Below are 21,104 nucleotides of genomic sequence, written 5' to 3'. Positions count from 1 at the left end.
TAGATAAATTGGAAATTTCCTTACATTGCATACTATTGTCTGTTTGCCGGGTTAAGCTGATGACAGATGCATCTCAAAGTTTCCTTGCGATTCCTGTGATTTGCTAAGTTTTTAAGGTTTGTATCTTCAGAAAAACAGTTAAACAGAATGATTGTTATGAATTTCAGCTATTACGAAAATACAAAAATTCCCGAATAACACTAATTTTGCCCTTGTGAACCCAAACATAGAAATGAACCATCCGCAACAACCTATCTGGACCAGAAGTTTCATTTCTATATTTATGGCAAGCCTCCTGGTTTTTACTGCTTTTTATCTCCTTCTACCTACTCTTCCGCTATACCTGGCCAAAATGCTTAAAGCCGGTCCCGGACAAATTGGGATCATCCTGGCTATTTATACGTTCGCTGCCCTCATTATCCGCCCTGCAACAGGCTACCTCATTGACATTCATGGCCGGAAATGGATTTACCTTGCCGGTTTATTCTTCTTTGCTTTGGTATTTGCCGGATACATGGTGGCCATAACACTGGCAGGCTTATTAATGCTGAGGTTTCTTCACGGATTGTTATGGGGAATTACTACCACAACAGGAAGTACCATTGCTGTTGATCTTGTCCCGGCTAACAGAAGGGGTGAAGGATTAGGCTATTTCGGACTGGCAAGCACTATTCCTATGGCTATCGGGCCATTTCTTGGATTGCAGCTTATGTCGGATGGAAATTACGACCGGATGTTTCTCGCTTCGGTCATTCTGGGCCTCGTCGGATTTCTGTTTGCTTTAAGCATCAGGCACCCGGAAATACCCAAGCATACATCAGGTTTTGCACTGAAGAACCTCATGGAAAAATCTGCGTTGCCAGTGGCCATCATTTTATTCATCAATATGATCACCTATGGTGGGGTAGTAACCTTCATTTCAATATATGTGAAGGAGACAGGAGTGGGTGATGCAGGTTATTTTTTCCTGGTATATGCTGTAGGAATTGCAGTTACACGATTAACATCAGGCAAAATTTTTGACCGGAAAGGGCCTGTGCAGATTACCATTATTGCTTTTATTCTGATCATTGCAGGGTTCATAATATTAGCCCTCAATCATCATACTCCCGGATTTTATGGAGCTGCTTTTGCCATGGGTATTGGAGGTGGAGTCTTATTCCCGACCTTCCAGGCTATGATCAATAACATGGTTACCCCAAATAGGAGAGGCGCTGCTAATTCTACCCTTTTTACAGTCCTTGACCTTGGCATTGGTGCAGGGATGATGATCACAGGATACCTTGCCGGCAAAACAGGCCTTGGAATTGCCTTCCTCATTTGTTCCGGGCTCAATATCCTGGCGCTGGCATTGTTCATTGGTTTTACCATCAGGCATTATTCGAAATACAGAATTACCTAAACCTTCATAAGATTTCCCTGCGTTTTACACTCCTTAACATAGTATGTTCATCTACATATCTATGAATGTATATCTGAAAAATATGTATATTCGCAGCCGCAAAAAAAATAGCTTTCCTTTAACAAGCTCATTCAACAAGCAATATTTGAGATAATTATTCTATGGATCAAAGGAAAATCAAGAAAGTTCTTATTGCTAATCGTGGTGAAATAGCTGTCAGGATCATCCGTTCATGCCGTGAAATGGGAATTCATACCGTGGCAGTCTTTTCAGATGCTGACCGTTCAGCCATGCATGTTCGTTATGCCGGGGAGGCTTATCATATAGGTCCTTCACCCTCTTCAGAGAGTTATCTGAACATGGATAAGATAATTGAAGTTGCGAAGATGTGCAAGGCTGATGCCATTCATCCCGGTTACGGATTTTTATCAGAAAATGCCTCTTTTTCAAGAAGGTGCCAGCAGGAAGGAATCAAATTTATAGGACCGTCCCCTGAAGCTATTGAAGGGATGGGTGACAAAATTACTGCCCGCAGATCAATGATTGCGGCAGGGGTTCCGGTTGTTCCTGGTACTACCGATAAGGTAACCGATGAAAATGAGGCCATGACCATCATTCAGCAAATAGGCCTTCCTGTAATGATCAAAGCTTCAGCAGGTGGAGGAGGAAAAGGGATGCGCCTGGTTAAGGAAGAATCACAGATCATCAGTTCTTTACGTTCTGCCCGGTCTGAAGCCAAAACAGCCTTCGGGGATGATTCTGTTTACATTGAAAAATATATTGAATCACCTCATCATATTGAATTCCAGGTTCTTGCTGATCAACAGGGGAACACTGTCCATCTTTTTGAAAGGGAATGCTCGGTTCAGCGCCGCCATCAAAAAGTGGTAGAAGAAACGCCTTCCCCAATCATGAACCCTGAGGTTCGTTCCAGGATGGGGGAATACGCTGTTGCAGCTGCCAAAGCAGTGAATTATGAAGGTGCGGGAACCATTGAGTTTATCATGGATGATAACCTGAATTTCTATTTCCTTGAAATGAATACCCGCCTACAGGTAGAACACCCCATTACTGAGCGCGTTGTTGGTGTCGACCTGGTTAAGGAACAAATCAGGGTTGCTGAAGGTCATCCGCTGCCATTCAGGCAGGAAGACCTGAAACAATCAGGACATGCTATCGAATGCAGGATTTATGCAGAAGATACAGATAATAACTTCATGCCGAACCCTGGTACCATTACGCATATTACAGAGCCTCTCGGACTGGGTGTCAGGTGTGATGGATATGTTTATACCGGATATACAATCCCCATCTATTATGATCCGATGATCAGTAAGCTGATTGTATGGGCACAAACAAGAGAAGAAGCTATACAGCGAATGCGTCGGGCACTATATGAATATAAGATCACAGGTGTAAAAACCTCCATTCGGTTCCTGGAGCGGATTATGGAAGCTGATGATTTCAGAAAGGGGAAATACAACACTCATTTCATCGAAAAGAACCAGAAGTTCCTGATGGCCCAGACTGAATGTGATATGTACTGCGAAGACCTGGCATTAATCGCTACGTTTGTTGATTATACTGATAAATTGGAGAAAGTTAGAATAACTATCGACAATGCTACTGCCCGTCATGGATCCGATTGGAAACAATTCGGCCGCCGTCAATCAGCCTATCGCCTCTAAGAACCTGATATTCATTCAAGAAACATCATCAAAGTACCCATGGAATTAGAATTAACAGTAAACGACAGGAATGCGATTGTCAAAGAACTCAAACGAGAGGGTAACATTTTGACAATTTCCGTAGATGATAAGATTTACGAAGTTGACCTGGTGAAATTGGGCAAAGGGGAATATTCTGCACTTTATAAAGGGAAATCCTACAATATAGAAGTGATAGAATCAGCAGAACCCAAGCATTATGCTGTCAACACTTTCTACTTTTCCTATGATATAGAAGTGATTGATGCAGAAACACGCTACATGAGAAGCCGGGAAGATGCCGGTGATCATCATGGCGGGAATATTATACGTTCCCCAATGCCTGGAAAGGTGGTCAGGATACCTGTTAATATTGGGGATTCAGTTGAAAAAGGCCAAACCGTGATCGTTGTTTCAGCCATGAAAATGGAAAGTGAATTCAAAGCAGGGAAAGATGGAACCGTTGTTGAAATTCCTGTAAAGGAAGGCGATACCATTGATGGTAACCAGGTGATGGTAGTGATTGAATAATGAATCGCATGTCAGCTAACAGAGATTGGAAACGTATGGTAAGCAATCCGGAAATTATGAATGTGACCCCAACACCTCAATCATATTTGTGATTATTTGTCCGTCAGCTGACGGATTTGTGTAATTTGTGGATGCTTTTTTGGCTTTTAAATTCTCTCTCCTCTAATGACTTCAGCAATAACTCATCATTTAATATTCTCCTGAAACTATAACCTCGATTAATAAATACACAAGATACCTCATGTCAACATTGAAGGACAAATTTCAAAAACTTGAAGAAAAAAGTCGCCAGGCTGAACTAGGTGGCGGACAAGATCGTATTGACCGTCAGCATGCAGCCGGACGAAAAACCGCCCGTGAGAGGTTGAATGACCTGTTAGATCCCGGAACTTTTGTTGAATTAGACAAATTCGTAGTTCATCGTTCCCGTGATTTCGGAATGGAGAAAAACCTGATCCCGGGAGATGGGGTTGTTACAGGTTATGGAAAGATAGATGGCCGTCTGATTTATGTGTTTGCCCAGGATTTTACAGTATTTGGCGGTACGATGAGCCGGGCCAATGCCGACAAGATCGTTAAGATCATGGATATGGCCGTTAAAATGGGTGCCCCGGTAATCGGACTGAATGATTCCGGTGGAGCTCGTATACAGGAAGGTGTGGAAAGCCTGGCTGGTTATGCTGATATTTTTTACCGGAATGTAATGAGTTCCGGAGTGGTTCCTCAGATTTCAGCTATCCTTGGCCCTTGTGCCGGTGGAGCAGTATATTCACCAGCTATCACTGATTTCATCATCATGGTAAAGGATTCCAGTTACATGTTCGTAACAGGCCCTGAAGTAATCAAAACGGTTACCCATGAAGAGGTTACAAAAGAAGAGCTTGGTGGTGCAATGACCCATAACAGTAAGAGCGGGGTCGCCCACCTTACTGCCGATAACGATGAGCATGCAATGATGATGATGAGGGAGCTCATTGGCTACCTTCCTTCCAATAATATGGAAGATGCACCGGTAGTGCCATGCACGGATGATCTGAACAGGGAAGATGAGAAGCTACAAACCATTGTACCTGATGATCCTAATAAACCCTATGATATGAAGGAACTCATCAAAATTGTGGTCGATAACCATAATTTCTTTGAGATACAGCCTTATTATGCCCAGAATATTATCGTCGGGTTTGCCAGGCTAGCCGGACGCAGTGTGGGAATTGTTGCCAATCAGCCGGCAATGCTTGCGGGAGTTCTGGATATTAATTCTTCTATCAAAGCTGCACGATTTGTTCGTTTTTGCGATGCATTCAATATTCCGCTCATCACTTTTGTGGATGTCCCTGGATTCCTTCCGGGCACAACCCAGGAATTTGGCGGTATTATCAAGCACGGAGCAAAACTATTGTACGCATTCGCCGAAGCTACTGTCCCCAAGATTACACTGATTACCCGAAAAGCATATGGTGGAGCTTATGATGTGATGAGCAGCAAACATATTGGTGCCGATATAAACTTTGCCTATCCATCTGCCGAGATCGCTGTTATGGGAGCTGATGGGGCTGTTAATATCATTTTCCGTGAGAAAATGACGGAAGAAGAGCGCAAAAACACTGTAGATGATTACCGCGAAACATTCGCTAATCCTTATAAAGCAGCCGAACAAGGCTATATTGATGAAATCATCTATCCAAAGCAAACTCGTTTCAAACTCATACAGGCACTTGAAATGACCCAGAATAAAAGGAAAACCAATCCTCCGAAGAAACACGGGAATATACCCCTGTAGATTTAAAATAATCCTACTGCTGTGATTTAGTATCATCCCCGGGGAAGGTCCACTGATTCCGGCAATTGCCCCTAAAATCCCAATTCAGCGTACAATATCCTTTGAATTGATTCCAATGTTGGGCTTTAAATTTAGCCATGTTGAGGGTTCCTGAAGTCTCAGTTTTTCTGTGCATTTTTACTAATCAGTCGTTCGGTTTATCGAAATATATTCGTATCTTTAATAAGCACATCTCAAGGGAAACAATCTTTTAATGGATTGTTCAACTATCCGGGGTTTTATTCTGTATTGTATCGCCGTTAAATATGATCAACTGTAAATGGTTAGCTATGAAAGCATCCAGAAGTTTATTATTGTTGGTTTTTACTTTGTTATCCTTGCTTTCAAATGTATTCCTTTCCTGTGTATCAGAGCGGTCTTACACAGAGAACCCCAGAATCACCAATCTCCATAAGAATAAGTTATCCCTCCCCTGGGAAAACTCATCTGTTTCGAAGAACAATCATCCTGTTACCAACATTTCCATGCCACATGGTTCAATTGAACAGGAATCTTCCCTTTTGGAAGCAGGAAAGCTTGAGCCTGGGAAAGCCGGTAACATTGTATTCCCGGATGGCGAACAGGTAAACACCAGCAAAGAAATTACTGCAGGAACAACTGGCATAAATCCCCCGGTCACCCTTACAGCATCCATTGATAACCAGCCTTGTCTGTTTCCATATAGTGCACTTCCTGATACTACAGTATCTGTTCCCGATAGCCTTAAAGAACCAAAAGCCTCTAACATCGGCAATAATGAAGCAAAAACGCAGGCAAAAACGATCCCTCCCGAGAAACATCCTGAGTATTGGGCAATTGCATCACTCGTGAGTGCTTTACTTTGTTTGATTTTTGCTGCAATGGGAGTCACATTCGGCATTATATTGTTCCCGATTGCCGCTATTGTATTTGGAGCACTGGGTCTCAGGTCATCGAAAAGAAAAATGGCAATGGCTGGTTTAATCATCGGGATTATCGAACTTATCTTACTTATTCTGCTAATCATTTTGATTATTGTAATCCTTGCAAACTGGACCCCAATAATATTCATTTAGCGGGAACAGATTTACCATGACAAAGCTTCAATTATCAGAATTCGTATGGACAGAACGTAGCCTGTAAAACCGAATCCTGAACTCCCTGAATTCATTGTTTTATCTTTGCCCGGTATTCATCCGAAGTGATTTTCTCTCTATAGTCTTGGATACGATTTGGTTTGGAGAGTCCCGGCACTTTTGATTGTTCTAGCCGGCAACTTTATAAGAGAGATAATAGGTGGACAAGAGTGGCAGTAGGAAGGCTGCCACTTTCTTTTTTTATCCATATCATTCTGTATATTGATAGCGTACTAATGGCACTAAGCCTGCCTGTAGTAAAGATGCCTATTATTGAGATTATTATATTTAAACAGCTATAAAACAATGGGATATACGTATTTATCCGGTGAATTTTATTCTTTGAAACATATCTTAGCGTAATTTATACGTTATGTTTGCATTCTCTTTTCTAATGCAGTAATTTCACTCTTTAATCCTTCCTTTATGCCTGCACCGATTAATCCTTCCATTTCAGTTGATTGTGTGGTTTTCGGTTTTGATGGTAACGACCTTATGGTATTGCTGATCGATTTCAAACGAAAACAGCCAGATGGAGTGACTCCGGTGACCGATAGAAAACTACCGGGTAGTCTTATCCTTGATAATGAAGAACTTGATGCAGCTGCTAACCGAACACTCTATGAATTGACAGGTTTATCAGATGTATATTTGAGACAATTTGGTGTTTTTTCCGATCCGGGCCGTATTCGGAAGGATGAAGACCTCAAATGGATCGAATCCACTTATAATGTCAAAGTATCAAGGATTGTTACCATTACTTATTATGCCCTGGTGAAGATTGGTAAAAGTATCTTGCAGCCAACGGCCGAAGGTGAAGTGGGATGGCACAGGGTTCAGGATATCCGCAGCCTGGCTTTCGACCATAAATACATACTCCTGAAAGCCATGGAAGTTCTTACCCGTCAATTGCTGAATGAGCCGATTGCTTTTGAGTTACTTCAAAAGAGATTTTCTATCAGGCAACTCCAGAATCTTTATGAGGCGATACTTGGGTTTGAAATCGATAACAGGAATTTCAGGAAGAAAGTATTGAAATTTCCATTCCTGAAGCTCCTTGAGGAGAAAGAGAAAAATGTTGCCCATAAGCCTGCCCGCCTCTATAAATTTGACCATACAGCCTATGAACGTGAGATCAAAAAAAGTAAGCTGCCCATGAATTTCATCCGGTTCTTCTGAGTATTTATAAAAGAAAAAGCTCATCATAATGAAAACTCTTGGAATAGACATCGGCAGTTCATCCATCAAAGTATCAATTTTAGATGTAGAATCAGGAAGCTGCTCGTCCAGTATTCAGTTGCCTTCCATCGAGATGCCGATTCTCGCAATCAGGTCCGGATGGGCAGAACAGGATCCCCTGATGTGGTGGGATTATGTGCTGAAGGCAATACCTCTGGTTATGGAGAAGTCCCAAACTGCTGCAGATGAGATCAAAGCCATTGGAATCTCTTACCAGATGCATGGGCTGGTCTGTGTTGACAGCAATATGAAACCTGTCAGGAACTCAATCATCTGGTGCGATAGCCGGGCTGTTCCATATGGAGACCGGGCTTTTCAAGAAGCCGGACATGAGGCGTGCCTTTCACACCTGTTAAATTCCCCCGGGAACTTTACAGCATCCAAACTGGCATGGATCAAGGCCAATGAGGAAGCACTCTATCAAAAAACCTTTAAAATAATGCTTCCCGGCGACTTCATTGCTTTAAAACTTACCGGTGAAGCTACTACTACCCTCACGGGATTATCAGAAGGAATGCTTTGGGATTTCATCGAAAACCGCCCGGCACAATTCATGCTGGATACTTTTGGTTTCGACCGGCAGATTCTGTCTGAACAGGTACCCGTTTTTGGATTTCAGGGGAATCTGAGTGCAGAGGCTGCAAAATCTACCGGGCTTATTATGGGGACTCCTGTTACCTATCGTGCCGGTGACCAACCCAATAATGCTTTCTCCCTCAATGTGCTGGAACCCGGAGAAATTGCAGCAACAGCGGGTACTTCCGGGGTGGTTTATGGTGTAACCGATGTGGTAAGGTATGATCCTTTGTCCAGGGTAAATACGTTTGCTCATGTGAATCATACTGCTGAAGCTCCGCGACTGGGAGTGTTGCTCTGCATAAATGGAACCGGGATCATGAATTCCTGGATGAAGAAAATTGCTGCCCCGGGAATGAGCTACCATGAGATAAATAGCCTGGCTGATTCTATTCCCCCCGGATCTGATGGAATTTTAATTCTTCCTTTTGGAAATGGTGCAGAGAGGATGCTTCAGAATAAAGAACAAGGATGCTCTGTTACCGGACTTAATTTCAACATCCATTCCACGAATCACCTGTTGCGGGCTGCCCAGGAAGGTGTCGCTTTTTCCTTTTATTACGGGATGAATATTATGGAAGAAGTCGGGATTCATTCAAAGGTGATACGTGCGGGGAAAGCCAATATGTTCCTGAGCCCGGTCTTTCGTCAAACCCTGGCTGATCTTTCCGGGGTTGTCATTGAATTGTATGATACCGATGGCGCTTTAGGTGCAGCCAGGGGTGCTGCGATCGGGGCCGGATTCTACAGCTCATTCAGCGAGGCTTTTAAAAAACTGGAAAAACTGGAAACTATTGAACCCTGCACCCAAAATGCTGAAAGAATTAAAGAAGTTTACAGCCATTGGTCAGGCTTATTAAATAAACAACTTGAACAATCTTAACAATATAAAACAACATCTGATTCATGAATCATTCTAGTTCCAATAAAGAATTTTTCCCTGGAATAGGGAAAATCATTTTCGAAGGTAAGGAATCCAGGACGCCCCTGGCATTCAAATGGTATGATGAAAACCGGGTTATAGCAGGAAAAACGATGAAAGAACATTTCCGTTTTTCAATGGCTTATTGGCATACCCTGCTTGGAAGTGGTGGCGATCCGTTTGGTCCGGGCACCAAAGAATTTCCATGGGAACAATCGGAGAACATTATGCAGCGCAACTATGACCGAATGGATGCCGCTTTCGAATTCATGAGCAAAATAGGAATTCCATTCTGGTGTTTTCATGATACTGATGTTGCCGGTGATGGCAGTGTTTTTGAAATAGAAGAGCGCCTGGGTGAAATGGTGCAATATGCCAAAACAAAGCAAACACAATCAGGAATCCGACTATTATGGGGAACAGCCAATGTGTTCTCTAATCCTCGGTACATGAATGGAGCCTCAACCAATCCTGATTTCCAGGTAATAGCCCATGCCGGTACCCAGGTGAAAAATGCCCTGGATGCAACTATTGCATTAGGGGGTGAAAATTATGTGTTCTGGGGTGGACGGGAAGGTTATATGAGTCTGCTGAACACAGATACAAAGAGAGAGAAAGAGCACCTGGCCACTTTCCTCACCATGGCACGCGATTATGCCAGGAGTAAAGGGTTCAAAGGGACTTTCCTTATTGAACCAAAACCCATGGAGCCTACAAAACACCAATATGATTTTGATACTGAAACTGTAATTGGCTTCCTCAGGCATTTCGGATTGGATAAGGATTTCAAACTGAACATTGAGGTAAATCATGCTACCCTTGCCGGCCACACATTCCAGCATGAACTGCAAATGGCTGCAGATGCCGGATTGCTGGGAAGCATAGATGCGAACCGGGGTGATTATCAGAATGGATGGGATACCGATCAGTTCCCGATCAATCTTTATGAAACAGTGGAGTCTCTGCTAGTGATTCTGCAAGCAGGAGGTTTCACAACAGGAGGAATAAATTTCGATGCCAAAACCCGCAGGAATTCAACCGATCTTGAGGATATCTTTATTGCCCATGTAGCTGCAATGGATACTTTCGCACGCAGCCTTATCATTGCTGATGCCATTCTCAGAGAATCGAATTACCTTGAACTTCGTCGCCAGCGTTATGCATCTTTTGACTCAGGTATAGGAAAATCCTTTGAAAACGGATTGTTGAACCTTGAGGACCTAAGGAATATTGCCAAAGCTACCGGGGAACCTTCGATGATCAGCGGGAAACAGGAGTTGTACGAACAATTGCTCAATTCCTTTATTTAGTGCCGGGTGCCCCGAAGGGGAGCCTTTGGCTCTGAGTGCCGGGTGCCGGGTGCTGAGTGCTGAGTGTCCGATGGGGAGCCTTTGGCTCTGAGTGATGTCGGGATAATGGGTGCATTTGAGCTCATTTGTGGTTCATTTGTGTAATTTGTGGTGGTTTTAATTACTCAGTCGCATTTTTAAACTCAATGGCAATATCCCAGAAAAATATATACCGAATTTAATAAGAAACATCATGAATAAAACATCCATCAACACCACTTACCTCTGGAGCCTTACCCTGGTGGCAACCCTTGGCGGACTCCTGTTTGGATATGACACAGCCGTGATTTCCGGGACAGTAAGTTCATTGAAAATCAATTTCATCGACCCCCGTGGCCTGCAGGAAACCGCGGCAAACTCCCTGCTGGGATTTACCGTCTCAGCAGCGTTGGTAGGTTGCATCATCGGTGGACTTTTAGGTGGTTGGATTGCTCTGAAGATGGGAAGACGAAACGGCCTGATTGTAGCGGCAGTCTTATTGATTATCTCTGCCATAGGTTCAGGATTCCCCGAATTATTGTTGGCTCCTGTTGGTAATGATGTTTCCGGATTCCTCACAGCATTCATCATTTATCGCATCATTGGTGGGGTAGGGGTCGGACTCGCCTCTATGCTTTCCCCTATGTATATTGCTGAAATATCGCCGGCTTCTAAAAGAGGCAACCTGGTTTCATGGAATCAGTTTGCCATCATTTTCGGAATGTTGGTAGTTTATTTCGTTAATTATGCCATCTCTCTCCAGGGAAGTGAAGAATGGCTTCATTCCTTTGGCTGGCGCTGGATGTTCTTCTCAGAGACTATCCCGGGAGTTATTTTTCTTATTCTTCTGTTCTTTGTTCCTGAAAGTCCGAGATGGCTAGTAATGCAGAACAAGGAAGAAAAGGCAAACCGTATTCTGTCGAAGATCAATGGCGAAAAACTGGCGCGGGAGGTTATGGAAGAAATCAGAACTTCTGTAAATGCTGTTGGCAGTTCAAAGCTTTTCTCCTACGGATTCCTGGTGGTAATCATAGGTATTTTACTCTCAATTTTCCAGCAATTTGTCGGAATTAATGTTGTGCTGTATTATGCTCCGGAAATCTTCAAAAACCTGGGTAATAATACCGATGCCTCTCTTCTTCAAACCATTATCGTCGGGATTATCAACTTGACTTTCACTGTTGTTGCCATCTTTACAGTTGACCGATACGGCAGAAAGCCATTAATGATTATTGGTGCAATTGGAATGGCTGTTAGTATGATTGCCCTGGGCTTCTTTTTCTTCCTTGAAAAAGTCGGTTTTGCGGCCCTTATTTTCATGCTTACCTATGTTGCATCATTCGCAGTAAGTTGGGGACCAGTTACCTGGGTCCTCCTCTCCGAAATATTCCCTAACCGAATCCGTGGCCGAGCAATGGCTGTAGCAGTTGCTGCACAATGGATTTCCAATTATCTCGTCTCCTGGACCTTCCCTATGATGGATAAGAGCAGCGCCCTCAATGCCATCTTCCACCAGGGGTTCTCCTATTGGATCTATGGAATCATGGGTCTCCTTGCTGCCTGGTTCATGTGGAAGATAGTCCCCGAAACCCGTAATAAAACCCTCGAACAGATGGAAGGGCTTTGGAAGAAGTAGTTATAATTTAGAAATTTAGAAATTTGGCAATTCGGTAATTCGGCAATTCGGCAATTTCCCGAAGGGAAGTCTGTGGTCCTTTTACTTTATTCATTTCTATATCTACGTGATAAATTGTGCTTTTTTTAGCAAATTTATCCTGTTTTTATCCGCGGAATAATCTGTTTCATCCGCGTTCCATTTGAAACAGTCAACAGCCCGAATTAAATCTTATGGTTCATTTTACCCCAAAGGGAAGCCTTTGGCTCACCTGCCTTTTAGAATAAATATTCATTCATTTATTTCTGAGATTCCCCGGTAAGACAGGTTTTTCATTTTTCATTTTTCATTTTTCATTTTTCATTTTCATATTGAGTACCTTTGCCGGCCTTTTGGAAAAGGATTAACTCAATAATTATTAGCAAGATAAATAATAGAAAATGATCATAGTATCTGATTTGGCAGTGCAATTTGGTAAGCGGGTTTTATTCCAGGATGTAAACATGAAATTTGCCAATGGCAATTGTTATGGAATTATTGGTGCCAACGGAGCCGGGAAATCAACTTTTTTAAAAGTCCTTACCGGGGAAGTGGACTCCACAAGAGGCAATATTAGTCTGGGCCATGGGGAAAGGCTTTCCGTGCTGCGTCAGGACCATAATGAATTCGATGAATACTCTGTCCTGGATACTGTGCTGATGGGTTATGATACCCTTTGGGCCATCATGCAGGAGAAAGATGCTTTGTATGCCAAACCCGATTTCTCTGATGCTGATGGGATACGCGTTTCAGAACTCGAAGAGAAGTTCTCCCATATGAACGGCTGGAATGCAGAAAGTGATGCAGCCAACCTGCTGTCAGGATTGGGGATTGCAGAAGTATCCCATTACCGGCCAATGAAAGAACTCAGCGGTAAAGAGAAAGTGAAAGTGCTGCTTGCCCAGGCTTTATTTGGACAACCGGACAACCTCCTTTTGGATGAGCCGACCAATGATCTCGACCTGGAAACAGTTATGTGGCTCGAAGAATATCTTGCCAATTTTGAACATACCATCCTGGTTGTCTCTCACGACAGGCACTTTCTTGATTCAATTGCCACCCATATCGTCGATATTGACCACAACCGGATGCAGATGATGGCCGGGAACTATAGCTTCTGGTACCAGTCGAGCCAGCTGGCCTTGTCGTTGCAGCAAATGCAGAATAAAAAGATTGAAGACAGGAAAAAGGAGCTCCAGGAATTTATTGCACGTTTCAGTGCCAATGCTTCCAAATCGCGCCAGGCTACAAGCAGGAAGAAGGTGTTGGAAAAGCTGAATGTAGATGAAATTGCACCGTCAACCCGTAAGTATCCTGGAATTATCTTCACCCCTGAAAGGGAACCTGGTAACTCTATCCTTGAAGTGAAGGGTCTGCAGAAAACCCTCGACGGAACCCTGTTGTTTAAAAAAGTGGATTTTACTGTTGATAAGGACGACAAGATTGTTTTCCTGTCCCGCGATGCCAGGGCTATGACGGCACTGTTTGACATTCTTACCGGTAATGCTGAAGCAGATAAGGGTAGTTTTGAATGGGGTATCACTATTACCCATGCCTATCTTCCCCTCGAAAATGCTGGTTTCTTTGAGAAGGAGATGACACTGCTCGACTGGTTAGGGCAGTATTCCAGTGATACCCACGAGAATTTCCTCAGGGGATACCTTGGCAAGATGCTTTTCTCCGGAGAAGAGGTGTTCAAAAAAACTTCAGTCCTTTCAGGAGGGGAGAAGATCCGCTGCATGATCTCACGCATGATGCTCCGCAATGCCAATGCTATGGTACTTGACTCTCCCACCAACCACCTGGACCTCGAATCCATCCAGGCATTCAACAATTCCCTCACAGGTTTCAAAGGCAATATCCTGATGTCGTCGCATGACCATGAATTCATTGAAACAGTGTGTAACCGGGTTATTGAACTCACCCCGAAGGGTATCATCGACAAAAAGATGGACTATGACCATTATATCACTGATCCTAAACTCAAGGAACAACGGGAGTCGATGTACGCTTAGTCAGTGCCGGGTGCCAGTGCCCCGAAGGGGAGCCTTTGGCCCCGGAGCCTTGCCGTGCAGGGTGCCCTGAAAGGGAGTATTGCGCTCATTTTACTTTTTCATTTTTTTATTCACAAATTCAATTGTGCTTCATAGAAAATCTAATTCGGTTTAATCTGTAAGGCAATCCGTCCGCCAGCTGGTGGATCTGCGTTCCATTGATAATCGCCAGCAACCTAAAGTAGAGCCTTTAGCTAATTTTCATTTTTCCCCAAAGGGGAGCCTTCGGCTCATTTTGCCCCAAAGGGGAGCCTATCGGCTCATTTTTCATTTTACGTTTTTCATTTTTCATTTTTCATTCTTCACCCTGCATTTCCCCCTCAAATTTGCTTTTAATAAATACATCCATATATTTGCAAAAACCAAAACAATCATCCTTCTATGAAAACATTCTTCTCTATCGCTGTAACCCTGTTTATAACCCTGTCAGCATTCAGCCAGAATAGTAATAACAACGTATTCGATAACGCTCCTTACGTCAGGTTAGGCTATGCCATACCCGGAGGAACCTTGAAAACTGATGAAGTCATCAATGCTGGAGGGCAATTGGAAGTAGGAACACTTTTCTATATTAATGCATTAAAACTTCCCGATCAGTTGAAACTCGGAGTGGATGTAACCTATCTAAGTCTTAATGGACTTTTTAACAAAAAATCTGCCTCTGAAAACAATGAAACGGTAAGTTTCTTCGCAGTTGGAGCTAAACTAGGGCCATGCCTTTCTTATAATCCCGGTGGTGAATTTATTACCGACCTCTATTTCAAGGTGTTTCCCAACTACTTTATCGTTGGTCAGAAGGATGTAAAATATACTGCAGAAAATCAATTCAAACTGGGCACCTCTTTTGGGCTGAATATCCGTTGGAAAGCCCTTATGATCGGCTGTGAATTCACATCTAACAACTATGATTTTGAGGTATCTCTTCCCGATGCTTCCCGTTCAGCAACACTGGTGGAAGAAAGGGCTATCAAACTTCCTGTGACCAACATTTCTTTAGGGGTGAATTTTTAGATTACCTCCTCCAACTTTCGTGAGTAATCTTCTTGATAGCTGCTTTTGATGAGGGCAGAAACTAAGAGTATGTTTAATTGGAGAAGAAGAGGACAGAATTAGGCATTTGTAACTAATTTTACTTGTTGAATATTAGTTATTTATGTGGTTTTTGTGAAATCATCTTCTATGCTTACTAAGAATAGATTAGACAAATCCTTTGGGCCGGTTGGAGCTACAGCTGGAAGTGTGTTAGTGGTTGCCGGATTGATTCTTCTCTTATCTTCATGGTTTGGCCTCCTCCTTTTGATCCTGGGGGCATTTGTCGGGTTCTCATCCACCGGCACCCTCATTGACGCTGAAAAACATCGGATAAGGTTTTCGAATTATATTTTTGGATTTATCCCGATCGGGAAATGGCTTTCATTTGACTCCTCAATGAAACTAGGTGTCAAGGAATCCAGGGTTGTTTGGAGCGCATTTAGTGCAGGAAACCGTCAACTCGACACTCAACAACACGATTTCAGGATTGCTCTGTACGATGCAGAACAGCATGAGATTTTTGAAATTAACAAGTATAAAACTCTCGAATCCGCGAAGGCAGGACTTCAATCGTATGAGACCATTACTGGTCTTGCTCATGTATAAAAGCTTCAGTGCAACAGATGATTTCCTTTGAAATGAAAGGATAGCAATCTTATCAAAGAATGGGGCTTCTCTAAAGAACGTTTGATTTAATACCCAATGACAACTCACTGAGCAGTTGTAACCATTTGTAACAATTCTAATTAGAAAGGCTTAAATCAAATTAAGCCTGTCGATGGAAACACAAATTATTCCCTAATTTACTTTAACAAACTTGTAATCCAGCACTTTGTAGCCTATTGACACCCTGATGAAATACATACCGGCCGGTAGGAGACGGGTATCTACTGTTATGCTTTTCTCCTTTGATATTTTTGCAAAAAGGGGAATACCTTTGATATCAGTAAGGGAAATCTTCATTTCACCGGTCTGATCCTGCAAGGTTTCAATCTTTACATTTCCAGTAAGAGGATCCCGTATTATTGTGACCTGGCTTGACAATTCATCTGATAGGCCTGTAAAGTCAGTGGTTATGCGGAATATAGTCCCGCTGGTAACACCTGCAATATAAAGCTGACCTTCTGCATCTTCACCAAAAGTGCTGAAGTTATTTCCGGTATATTGTCCGAAGTCTTCCTTTTGCCAGGTACCACCAACATTATGGAGTGTCCAGATTCGGTCGGAGCAATAATCGGCGAAAAAGTACCTGCCATAATATTGAGAGGATGTTGAGCCACGGTAAACATAACCACCAGTAACAGAACAGCCATCATCATGGGGATAAGTGTGTACGGGGAAGTGTATTCAGTTGATGCAGCACATCCGGTGGTATTATAGGGTTGATTTCCCTTCATAGCATCTCCATCCGTAGTTTTCACCCCAGCGCTCCTTGCCGGTTGATAATTAACCTCTTCAAAAGCGTTTTGCCCCACATCTGCAATCCATAAATCTCCTGTTAAACGATCGAAACTAAATCGCCATGGATTTCGCAATCCCAGTGCCCAGATTTCATTGAGTGTATTCAGGCTCCCATTGAAAGGATTGGTGGGAGGAATTCCATAGGGACTCTCGCTATCCACGTCGATGCGTAGCATTTTCCCCAGGTATTCCATTGGGTTTTGGGCCCGGTTCCCTGGATCTCCGGAAGAACCACCGTCGCGCAGGCCAAGATATAAATATCCATCCGGACCAAAGTTCAGGTGACCAGCATTGTGGTTGCGAAAGGGCTGGAAGATGGTCATCAGGTTCATTTCGCTTTCAGGTCAGCGAGATCCGGGATTGTCTCTGCTCATGCTGAATTGGGAAATACGAGTACTGTCGCCGTTGCCTGTAAAATTGACAAAGAAATACCCATTTGAACTGAATTCCGGGTGAAAGGCAAGTCCGAGCAACCCCCTTTCACCACCATATGATACCCTCTCGTGAATATCGAGGAATGGTTGTGGAAGAACAATGCCATTCGAATCTACAATCTGGATAATTCCATGCTGATCTACTACAAAGAGTCGGCTGTCACCGGCATTTGCAATGCAAACAGGTTCGATGAGGCCAGTAGCAAAAGGGTCAGAAGGTTAGAAGGGGTAGATTCCTGGCAAAAAGCAGGTGCTTGAGTGAGTAAAAGAAGCAAAGGCAATAAGAAAGTATGGTAAGTTTTCATAGTAGCAGTTTTAGAGGAATGAAGTGAAGTATCCATTCATATTTAAAACAACCGGGAAAAGAATATGTTGGCAATGCATCCGTTTGAACCCCTCTCAACCCGTTAAGTCATTCGAGTTCTATTAGTTACCTAACATCATTGTTAGGAGGACTGGAAAATCCTCATCCAAATACTTCCCCTTAGGGGCATCTCCTCATCACCCCATCCGCCCTCCCCCCCCCCCCCCCCCCCTCCCCTCCGCCCTCCCCCTCCCCCCCCCCCCCGCCCATCCCCCCCTCACCCCATCCCTCCCCTCACCCCCTCCCCCCCCCTCACCCATCCCGCCCCACCCCATCCCGCCCTCCCCTCCCGCCCTCACCCCATCCCTCTCACCCGCCCTCACCCCATCCCGCCCTCACCCCATCCCGCCCCTCACCTCATCCCCCCCCTCGCCCCATCCCGCCCTCACCCCATCCCGCCCTCACCCCGTCCCGCCCTCACCCCATCCCCTCATCACCCCCTCACCCCATCCCGCCCTTTCACCCCTCAAATGCACTTTCAATGATCTGGGAAAAACGCTGGTTCCAGCTTAGCATTTTACTATTACTGGCCTTCGTATGGGGCAGTTCTTTTATCCTGATGAAAATCGGATTGAAGAGCTTCAGCAGCGACCAGGCAGGAGCTATCCGTATTGTGATTGCTTCTCTTTTCCTGCTTCCTCTATCAATAAGGGAACTTAAAAACCTGCAGCGTAAAGACTTGAAAAGCCTGCTGATTGCCGGCTTTATCGGTAGCTTTTTCCCTGCATTCCTGTTCATGAAAGCTGAAACCCGGGTAGATAGCTCAGTAGCTGGAATGCTCAATTCGCTTACTCCTGTATTCACACTTATTATCGGGCTGTTGTTTCATAAGTCATCATTCAAGTGGTTGCAGGTTGTTGGATTATCACTTGGACTGATCGGTGCCGCAGGATTAATCCTGGCAGGTAGCGAATTGCAGCTTTCAAAAGTGAACAGTTATGCTCTTTATATCGTTTTGGCTACTTGCTTTTATGCCATCAATATTAACCAGATCAAGGCTAAGCTTACCCATCTTACCGGAGTTCAGATCACTTCATTATCGTTCCTGTTTATTGGTCCGGTTGCTTTGATATACCTTCTTACCACCAGGTTTGAACCGGTGCTTGAAAATCCTGACTGGCCAATGCACCTTCTTGCCCTTGCTACCCTGGCTATTGTAGGTACTGCTGTTGCTATGCTGCTCATGAACAGCCTGATACGCTATTCCTCAGCAATTGCAGCATCTTCTGTAACCTATATTATTCCAATATTCGCCATACTCTGGGGTGTAATCGACGGAGAAAAAATAACCCTGCACCATCTGGGTTGCATGGCTCTTATCCTCGCAGGAGTATATATTATCAATTGGAAGAGAAAGAAGTGAACCAGATTGAACCTTTAGAATGAGTATGAGTTGGGAAATACAACGCAATGACTTAACTTTGTTATACCGTTGCTAAATCATTTTGCGATCCGCCGGCTGGCGGAGGATACTTGTGCTTCGGCATAACTCAATCTGCAAGAATCTTGCTCCGCAAATTCATTGCGATTGAGTATATAATAAACAGATAAAACTTTCTGAGTTATTTATGGAAGACATCAGGTGGCAACAAAGATTAGTTAATTATCGAAAAGCTTTCCGGCAGCTGGAATTGGCTGTCAGGATGCCATCTCTTTCCGAGATAGAAAGAGAAGGTTTAATTCAACGCTTTGAATATACATTTGAATTAGCCTGGAATCTATTAAAGGATTTTCTTGAGGAACAGGGTTATACAGGATACAAGGTTCAAAAAGACACATTTCGTTGTCTTTTCAAAATGGATTGATCTCCCGGGAGAAACCTGGATGGAAATGGTGAAAAGCAGGCGATTATCTTCTCATACCTATAATGAGGGAAACAGCCAATGAGATTGCCAAAGCAGTGATAAAGGAATATTATCCGCTTTTTGCATTATTTGTTGCAAACCTTTAATGCCGAGATGCAAAAGAATGACTAGTAAGTTAAATATACCTTTTGGAATTAATGAGGAATTGTTCGTTGAAATAATACAAATATTCAAAGAGCATGAACACATTGAAAAAGCTTTTCTATTTGGTTCACGGGCAAAAGGAACCAATAAACCCGGATCAGATATTGACATTGCATTGAAAGGTCAGGACCTGAAATTAAAGGATATTTTGTCGATGCAAAATAGGTTAGATGATCTGGATCAACCCTATTTTTTTGATTTAGTCTTTTGAATAGTATAACAGAGGGATGGACTTTAAACAACATATTGAAAGGGTAGTGTTGAGATTTATTCAAAGGCATATTAAAGTTTATTTTTACTGATATTAATATATTCATTAGTTATTTTTTTCTTATGGAGCCGCTTCTTTCTTTCGGTCTCAGGAGGGACAATATTTCTGTCTCGGATGTTAAGGAGTCTTAAGTGCTCTTGTGTTTGTCCTGTCTGCAATAAACCTTTGATTGCAAGAAAAGGTAAAAGAATGCAACATCCTTTTGCTCATCATAATAAAACAGGTATGCAAGGGGCATTACAAACAGCTTTGCATATTGCAGCAAAGGAAATTTCTAAAACGGAATAAAAATTATGCTTCGGCAGTAGGTATTGATGATCTGAGACTGGAAGGGAGTGAAGCCCTATACAAACATCAAACAGTTTACTTTGACCATGTATATCTTGAAAAACAATTGGTTAAATTGTCCCAGATATTATCTTGATCAGAACAATAAACCAATGATCATTGAAATAGCAGTTTCACATCGAATTGATCAGGAAAAAAGCATAAAATCAGAAAATTAAATGTGTCTGTTCTTGAAGTAGACTTAAGAGATATAAACTGTGATTTTGATGGTGCCGATCTCCTGAAAACTCTGATTCATGATACGTCTCATAAACACTGGATTTTTAATAAAAAGCAAGAACTATTCCGATATGATTTGAACTTGTTATCAAGAGGATTGGAAGTTGTATTACCGAAGGGTGTATGCCTGTCCAAAAAACAACAGAAGAGATGGGGACTTTTGTGATTTATTGGATGATTGTTTTAATTGTAATTTCTTCCTTTCAATAAAGATACAACCCACTCACAATGTAAATTTATCCTTTGCATTGGTCATGCAGAAGTCGAACTATCTCAACTAATTGAGTCGATACAAAAATTCGCTAACATGATTTCAATTTCATTTCCGGATTTCAATATCTTTGCATCAGTCCCTGATTCTCAAAAAGAGAACCAACCGAGCGCGGAGCCACGGTGGTAAAACGATGAGGGTAGCCAACCAAAAAGTCCGTATGTACCACCATACAACATTTCTTTACTTTTTCAGGAAATCTATCCTGTTGTACCCTATGTTATACACCTGCTTTCCGGCCGTTGACAGGATTTAATCCTTTAAAACCTGTTATATGAATTACTTTGAAGTCACATCTGCCTTTATCATCCGCCTGATCAGGGAATCGTCCTGGCGGCAGGAGGAAGAA

General features: G+C 43.0%; 17 protein-coding genes and 1 pseudogene. 15 read left to right on the top strand and 3 right to left on the bottom strand.

All coding sequences use genetic code 11. The annotated features are described in order from the left end of the window. The first annotated feature begins 214 nt into the window (after positions 1–214). From IPH84_18940 to IPH84_18885, 12 genes are all read left to right on the top strand, one after another. The gene (locus IPH84_18940; GenBank protein ID MBK7175240.1) at positions 215–1,402 is read left to right on the top strand and encodes an MFS transporter; all 1,188 of its coding nucleotides are present in this window, start codon (positions 215–217) and stop codon (positions 1,400–1,402) included. Positions 1,403–1,563: 161 nt separating this feature from the next. Then, positions 1,564–3,090: an acetyl-CoA carboxylase biotin carboxylase subunit gene (gene accC / locus IPH84_18935; GenBank protein MBK7175239.1), complete on the top strand. Its 1,527-nt coding sequence runs from the start codon at positions 1,564–1,566 to the stop codon at positions 3,088–3,090. 39 nt (positions 3,091–3,129) lie between these two features. Beyond that, positions 3,130–3,639: an acetyl-CoA carboxylase biotin carboxyl carrier protein subunit gene (locus IPH84_18930; protein ID MBK7175238.1), complete on the top strand. Its 510-nt coding sequence runs from the start codon at positions 3,130–3,132 to the stop codon at positions 3,637–3,639. A gap of 241 nt (positions 3,640–3,880) precedes the next feature. Further along, positions 3,881–5,419 carry an acyl-CoA carboxylase subunit beta gene (locus IPH84_18925; GenBank protein MBK7175237.1) on the top strand — a complete coding sequence of 513 codons (1,539 nt, stop codon included), beginning with the start codon at positions 3,881–3,883 and terminating at the stop codon, positions 5,417–5,419. Positions 5,420–5,748: 329 nt separating this feature from the next. Next, complete coding sequence (locus tag IPH84_18920) at positions 5,749–6,513, top strand: DUF4190 domain-containing protein (GenBank protein ID MBK7175236.1); 765 nt, start codon at positions 5,749–5,751, stop codon at positions 6,511–6,513. A 486-nt stretch (positions 6,514–6,999) separates the two neighbouring features. Next, positions 7,000–7,752, top strand: coding sequence for an NUDIX hydrolase (locus IPH84_18915; GenBank protein MBK7175235.1), 753 nt, complete (start codon positions 7,000–7,002; stop codon positions 7,750–7,752). A gap of 28 nt (positions 7,753–7,780) precedes the next feature. After that, a complete protein-coding gene (locus IPH84_18910) occupies positions 7,781–9,271 on the top strand; it encodes a carbohydrate kinase (protein MBK7175234.1) in 1,491 nt (496 codons plus the stop codon). A 23-nt stretch (positions 9,272–9,294) separates the two neighbouring features. Continuing rightward, entirely contained in the window at positions 9,295–10,620 is a 1,326-nt protein-coding gene (xylA, locus tag IPH84_18905; GenBank protein ID MBK7175233.1) for a xylose isomerase, read from the top strand. Between the two features lie 232 nt (positions 10,621–10,852). Further along, positions 10,853–12,274: a D-xylose transporter XylE gene (gene xylE / locus IPH84_18900; GenBank protein ID MBK7175232.1), complete on the top strand. Its 1,422-nt coding sequence runs from the start codon at positions 10,853–10,855 to the stop codon at positions 12,272–12,274. 419 nt (positions 12,275–12,693) lie between these two features. Further along, positions 12,694–14,307 carry an ATP-binding cassette domain-containing protein gene (locus tag IPH84_18895; GenBank protein ID MBK7175231.1) on the top strand — a complete coding sequence of 538 codons (1,614 nt, stop codon included), beginning with the start codon at positions 12,694–12,696 and terminating at the stop codon, positions 14,305–14,307. A 420-nt stretch (positions 14,308–14,727) separates the two neighbouring features. Next, complete coding sequence (locus IPH84_18890; protein ID MBK7175230.1) at positions 14,728–15,357, top strand: hypothetical protein; 630 nt, start codon at positions 14,728–14,730, stop codon at positions 15,355–15,357. A gap of 168 nt (positions 15,358–15,525) precedes the next feature. Then, positions 15,526–15,984, top strand: a complete 459-nt coding sequence (locus tag IPH84_18885) for a hypothetical protein (protein ID MBK7175229.1) — start codon at positions 15,526–15,528, stop codon at positions 15,982–15,984. Between the two features lie 192 nt (positions 15,985–16,176). Here IPH84_18885 and IPH84_18880 read toward each other — a convergent pair whose 3' ends face one another. Genes IPH84_18880 through IPH84_18870 form a run of 3 tightly spaced genes read right to left on the bottom strand, consistent with a single transcriptional unit; the run spans position 16,177 to position 17,465 of the window. Further along, positions 16,177–16,422: a T9SS type A sorting domain-containing protein gene (locus tag IPH84_18880; protein ID MBK7175228.1), complete on the bottom strand. Its 246-nt coding sequence runs from the start codon at positions 16,420–16,422 to the stop codon at positions 16,177–16,179. A 29-nt stretch (positions 16,423–16,451) separates the two neighbouring features. Continuing rightward, positions 16,452–17,171 (bottom strand): PQQ-dependent sugar dehydrogenase, encoded by a 720-nt coding sequence (locus tag IPH84_18875; GenBank protein ID MBK7175227.1) that lies wholly within the window; start codon positions 17,169–17,171, stop codon positions 16,452–16,454. A gap of 12 nt (positions 17,172–17,183) precedes the next feature. Beyond that, positions 17,184–17,465, bottom strand: coding sequence for a PQQ-dependent sugar dehydrogenase (locus IPH84_18870; GenBank protein MBK7175226.1), 282 nt, complete (start codon positions 17,463–17,465; stop codon positions 17,184–17,186). Positions 17,466–18,118: 653 nt separating this feature from the next. Here IPH84_18870 and IPH84_18865 point away from each other — a divergent pair. From IPH84_18865 to IPH84_18855, 3 genes and pseudogenes are all read left to right on the top strand, one after another. Next, positions 18,119–19,000 (top strand): DMT family transporter, encoded by an 882-nt coding sequence (locus IPH84_18865; protein MBK7175225.1) that lies wholly within the window; start codon positions 18,119–18,121, stop codon positions 18,998–19,000. Between the two features lie 205 nt (positions 19,001–19,205). Then, positions 19,206–19,588 (top strand): annotated as a pseudogene (locus tag IPH84_18860) (nucleotidyltransferase substrate binding protein). Positions 19,589–19,605: 17 nt separating this feature from the next. Beyond that, on the top strand, positions 19,606–19,857 hold the full coding sequence (locus tag IPH84_18855; GenBank protein MBK7175224.1) for a nucleotidyltransferase domain-containing protein: 252 nt from the start codon (positions 19,606–19,608) through the stop codon (positions 19,855–19,857). Positions 19,858–21,104 lie beyond the last annotated feature (1,247 nt).

The sequence above is a fragment of the Bacteroidales bacterium genome, from assembly GCA_016707785.1.
Lineage (GTDB): Bacteria > Bacteroidota > Bacteroidia > Bacteroidales > UBA4417 > UBA4417.
The sequence above is the reverse complement of the archived record's forward strand: the minus strand, read 5'-3'. Positions and strand labels throughout refer to the sequence as shown.

Excerpts from the sequence above, each read along its gene's own strand:
- IPH84_18915 (MBK7175235.1), top strand. The coding sequence starts at position 7,000 with ATGCCTGCACCGATTAATCCTTCCATTTCAGTTGATTGTGTGGTTTTC.
- IPH84_18910 (MBK7175234.1), top strand. The coding sequence starts at position 7,781 with ATGAAAACTCTTGGAATAGACATCGGCAGTTCATCCATCAAAGTATCA.
- IPH84_18890 (MBK7175230.1), top strand. The coding sequence starts at position 14,728 with ATGAAAACATTCTTCTCTATCGCTGTAACCCTGTTTATAACCCTGTCA.
- accC (MBK7175239.1), top strand. The coding sequence starts at position 1,564 with ATGGATCAAAGGAAAATCAAGAAAGTTCTTATTGCTAATCGTGGTGAA.
- IPH84_18855 (MBK7175224.1), top strand. The coding sequence starts at position 19,606 with ATGACTAGTAAGTTAAATATACCTTTTGGAATTAATGAGGAATTGTTC.
- IPH84_18885 (MBK7175229.1), top strand. The coding sequence starts at position 15,526 with ATGCTTACTAAGAATAGATTAGACAAATCCTTTGGGCCGGTTGGAGCT.
- IPH84_18875 (MBK7175227.1), bottom strand. The coding sequence starts at position 17,171 with ATGAACCTGATGACCATCTTCCAGCCCTTTCGCAACCACAATGCTGGT.
- IPH84_18930 (MBK7175238.1), top strand. The coding sequence starts at position 3,130 with ATGGAATTAGAATTAACAGTAAACGACAGGAATGCGATTGTCAAAGAA.
- IPH84_18895 (MBK7175231.1), top strand. The coding sequence starts at position 12,694 with ATGATCATAGTATCTGATTTGGCAGTGCAATTTGGTAAGCGGGTTTTA.
- IPH84_18925 (MBK7175237.1), top strand. The coding sequence starts at position 3,881 with ATGTCAACATTGAAGGACAAATTTCAAAAACTTGAAGAAAAAAGTCGC.
- xylE (MBK7175232.1), top strand. The coding sequence starts at position 10,853 with ATGAATAAAACATCCATCAACACCACTTACCTCTGGAGCCTTACCCTG.
- IPH84_18920 (MBK7175236.1), top strand. The coding sequence starts at position 5,749 with ATGAAAGCATCCAGAAGTTTATTATTGTTGGTTTTTACTTTGTTATCC.
- IPH84_18865 (MBK7175225.1), top strand. The coding sequence starts at position 18,119 with ATGATCTGGGAAAAACGCTGGTTCCAGCTTAGCATTTTACTATTACTG.
- xylA (MBK7175233.1), top strand. The coding sequence starts at position 9,295 with ATGAATCATTCTAGTTCCAATAAAGAATTTTTCCCTGGAATAGGGAAA.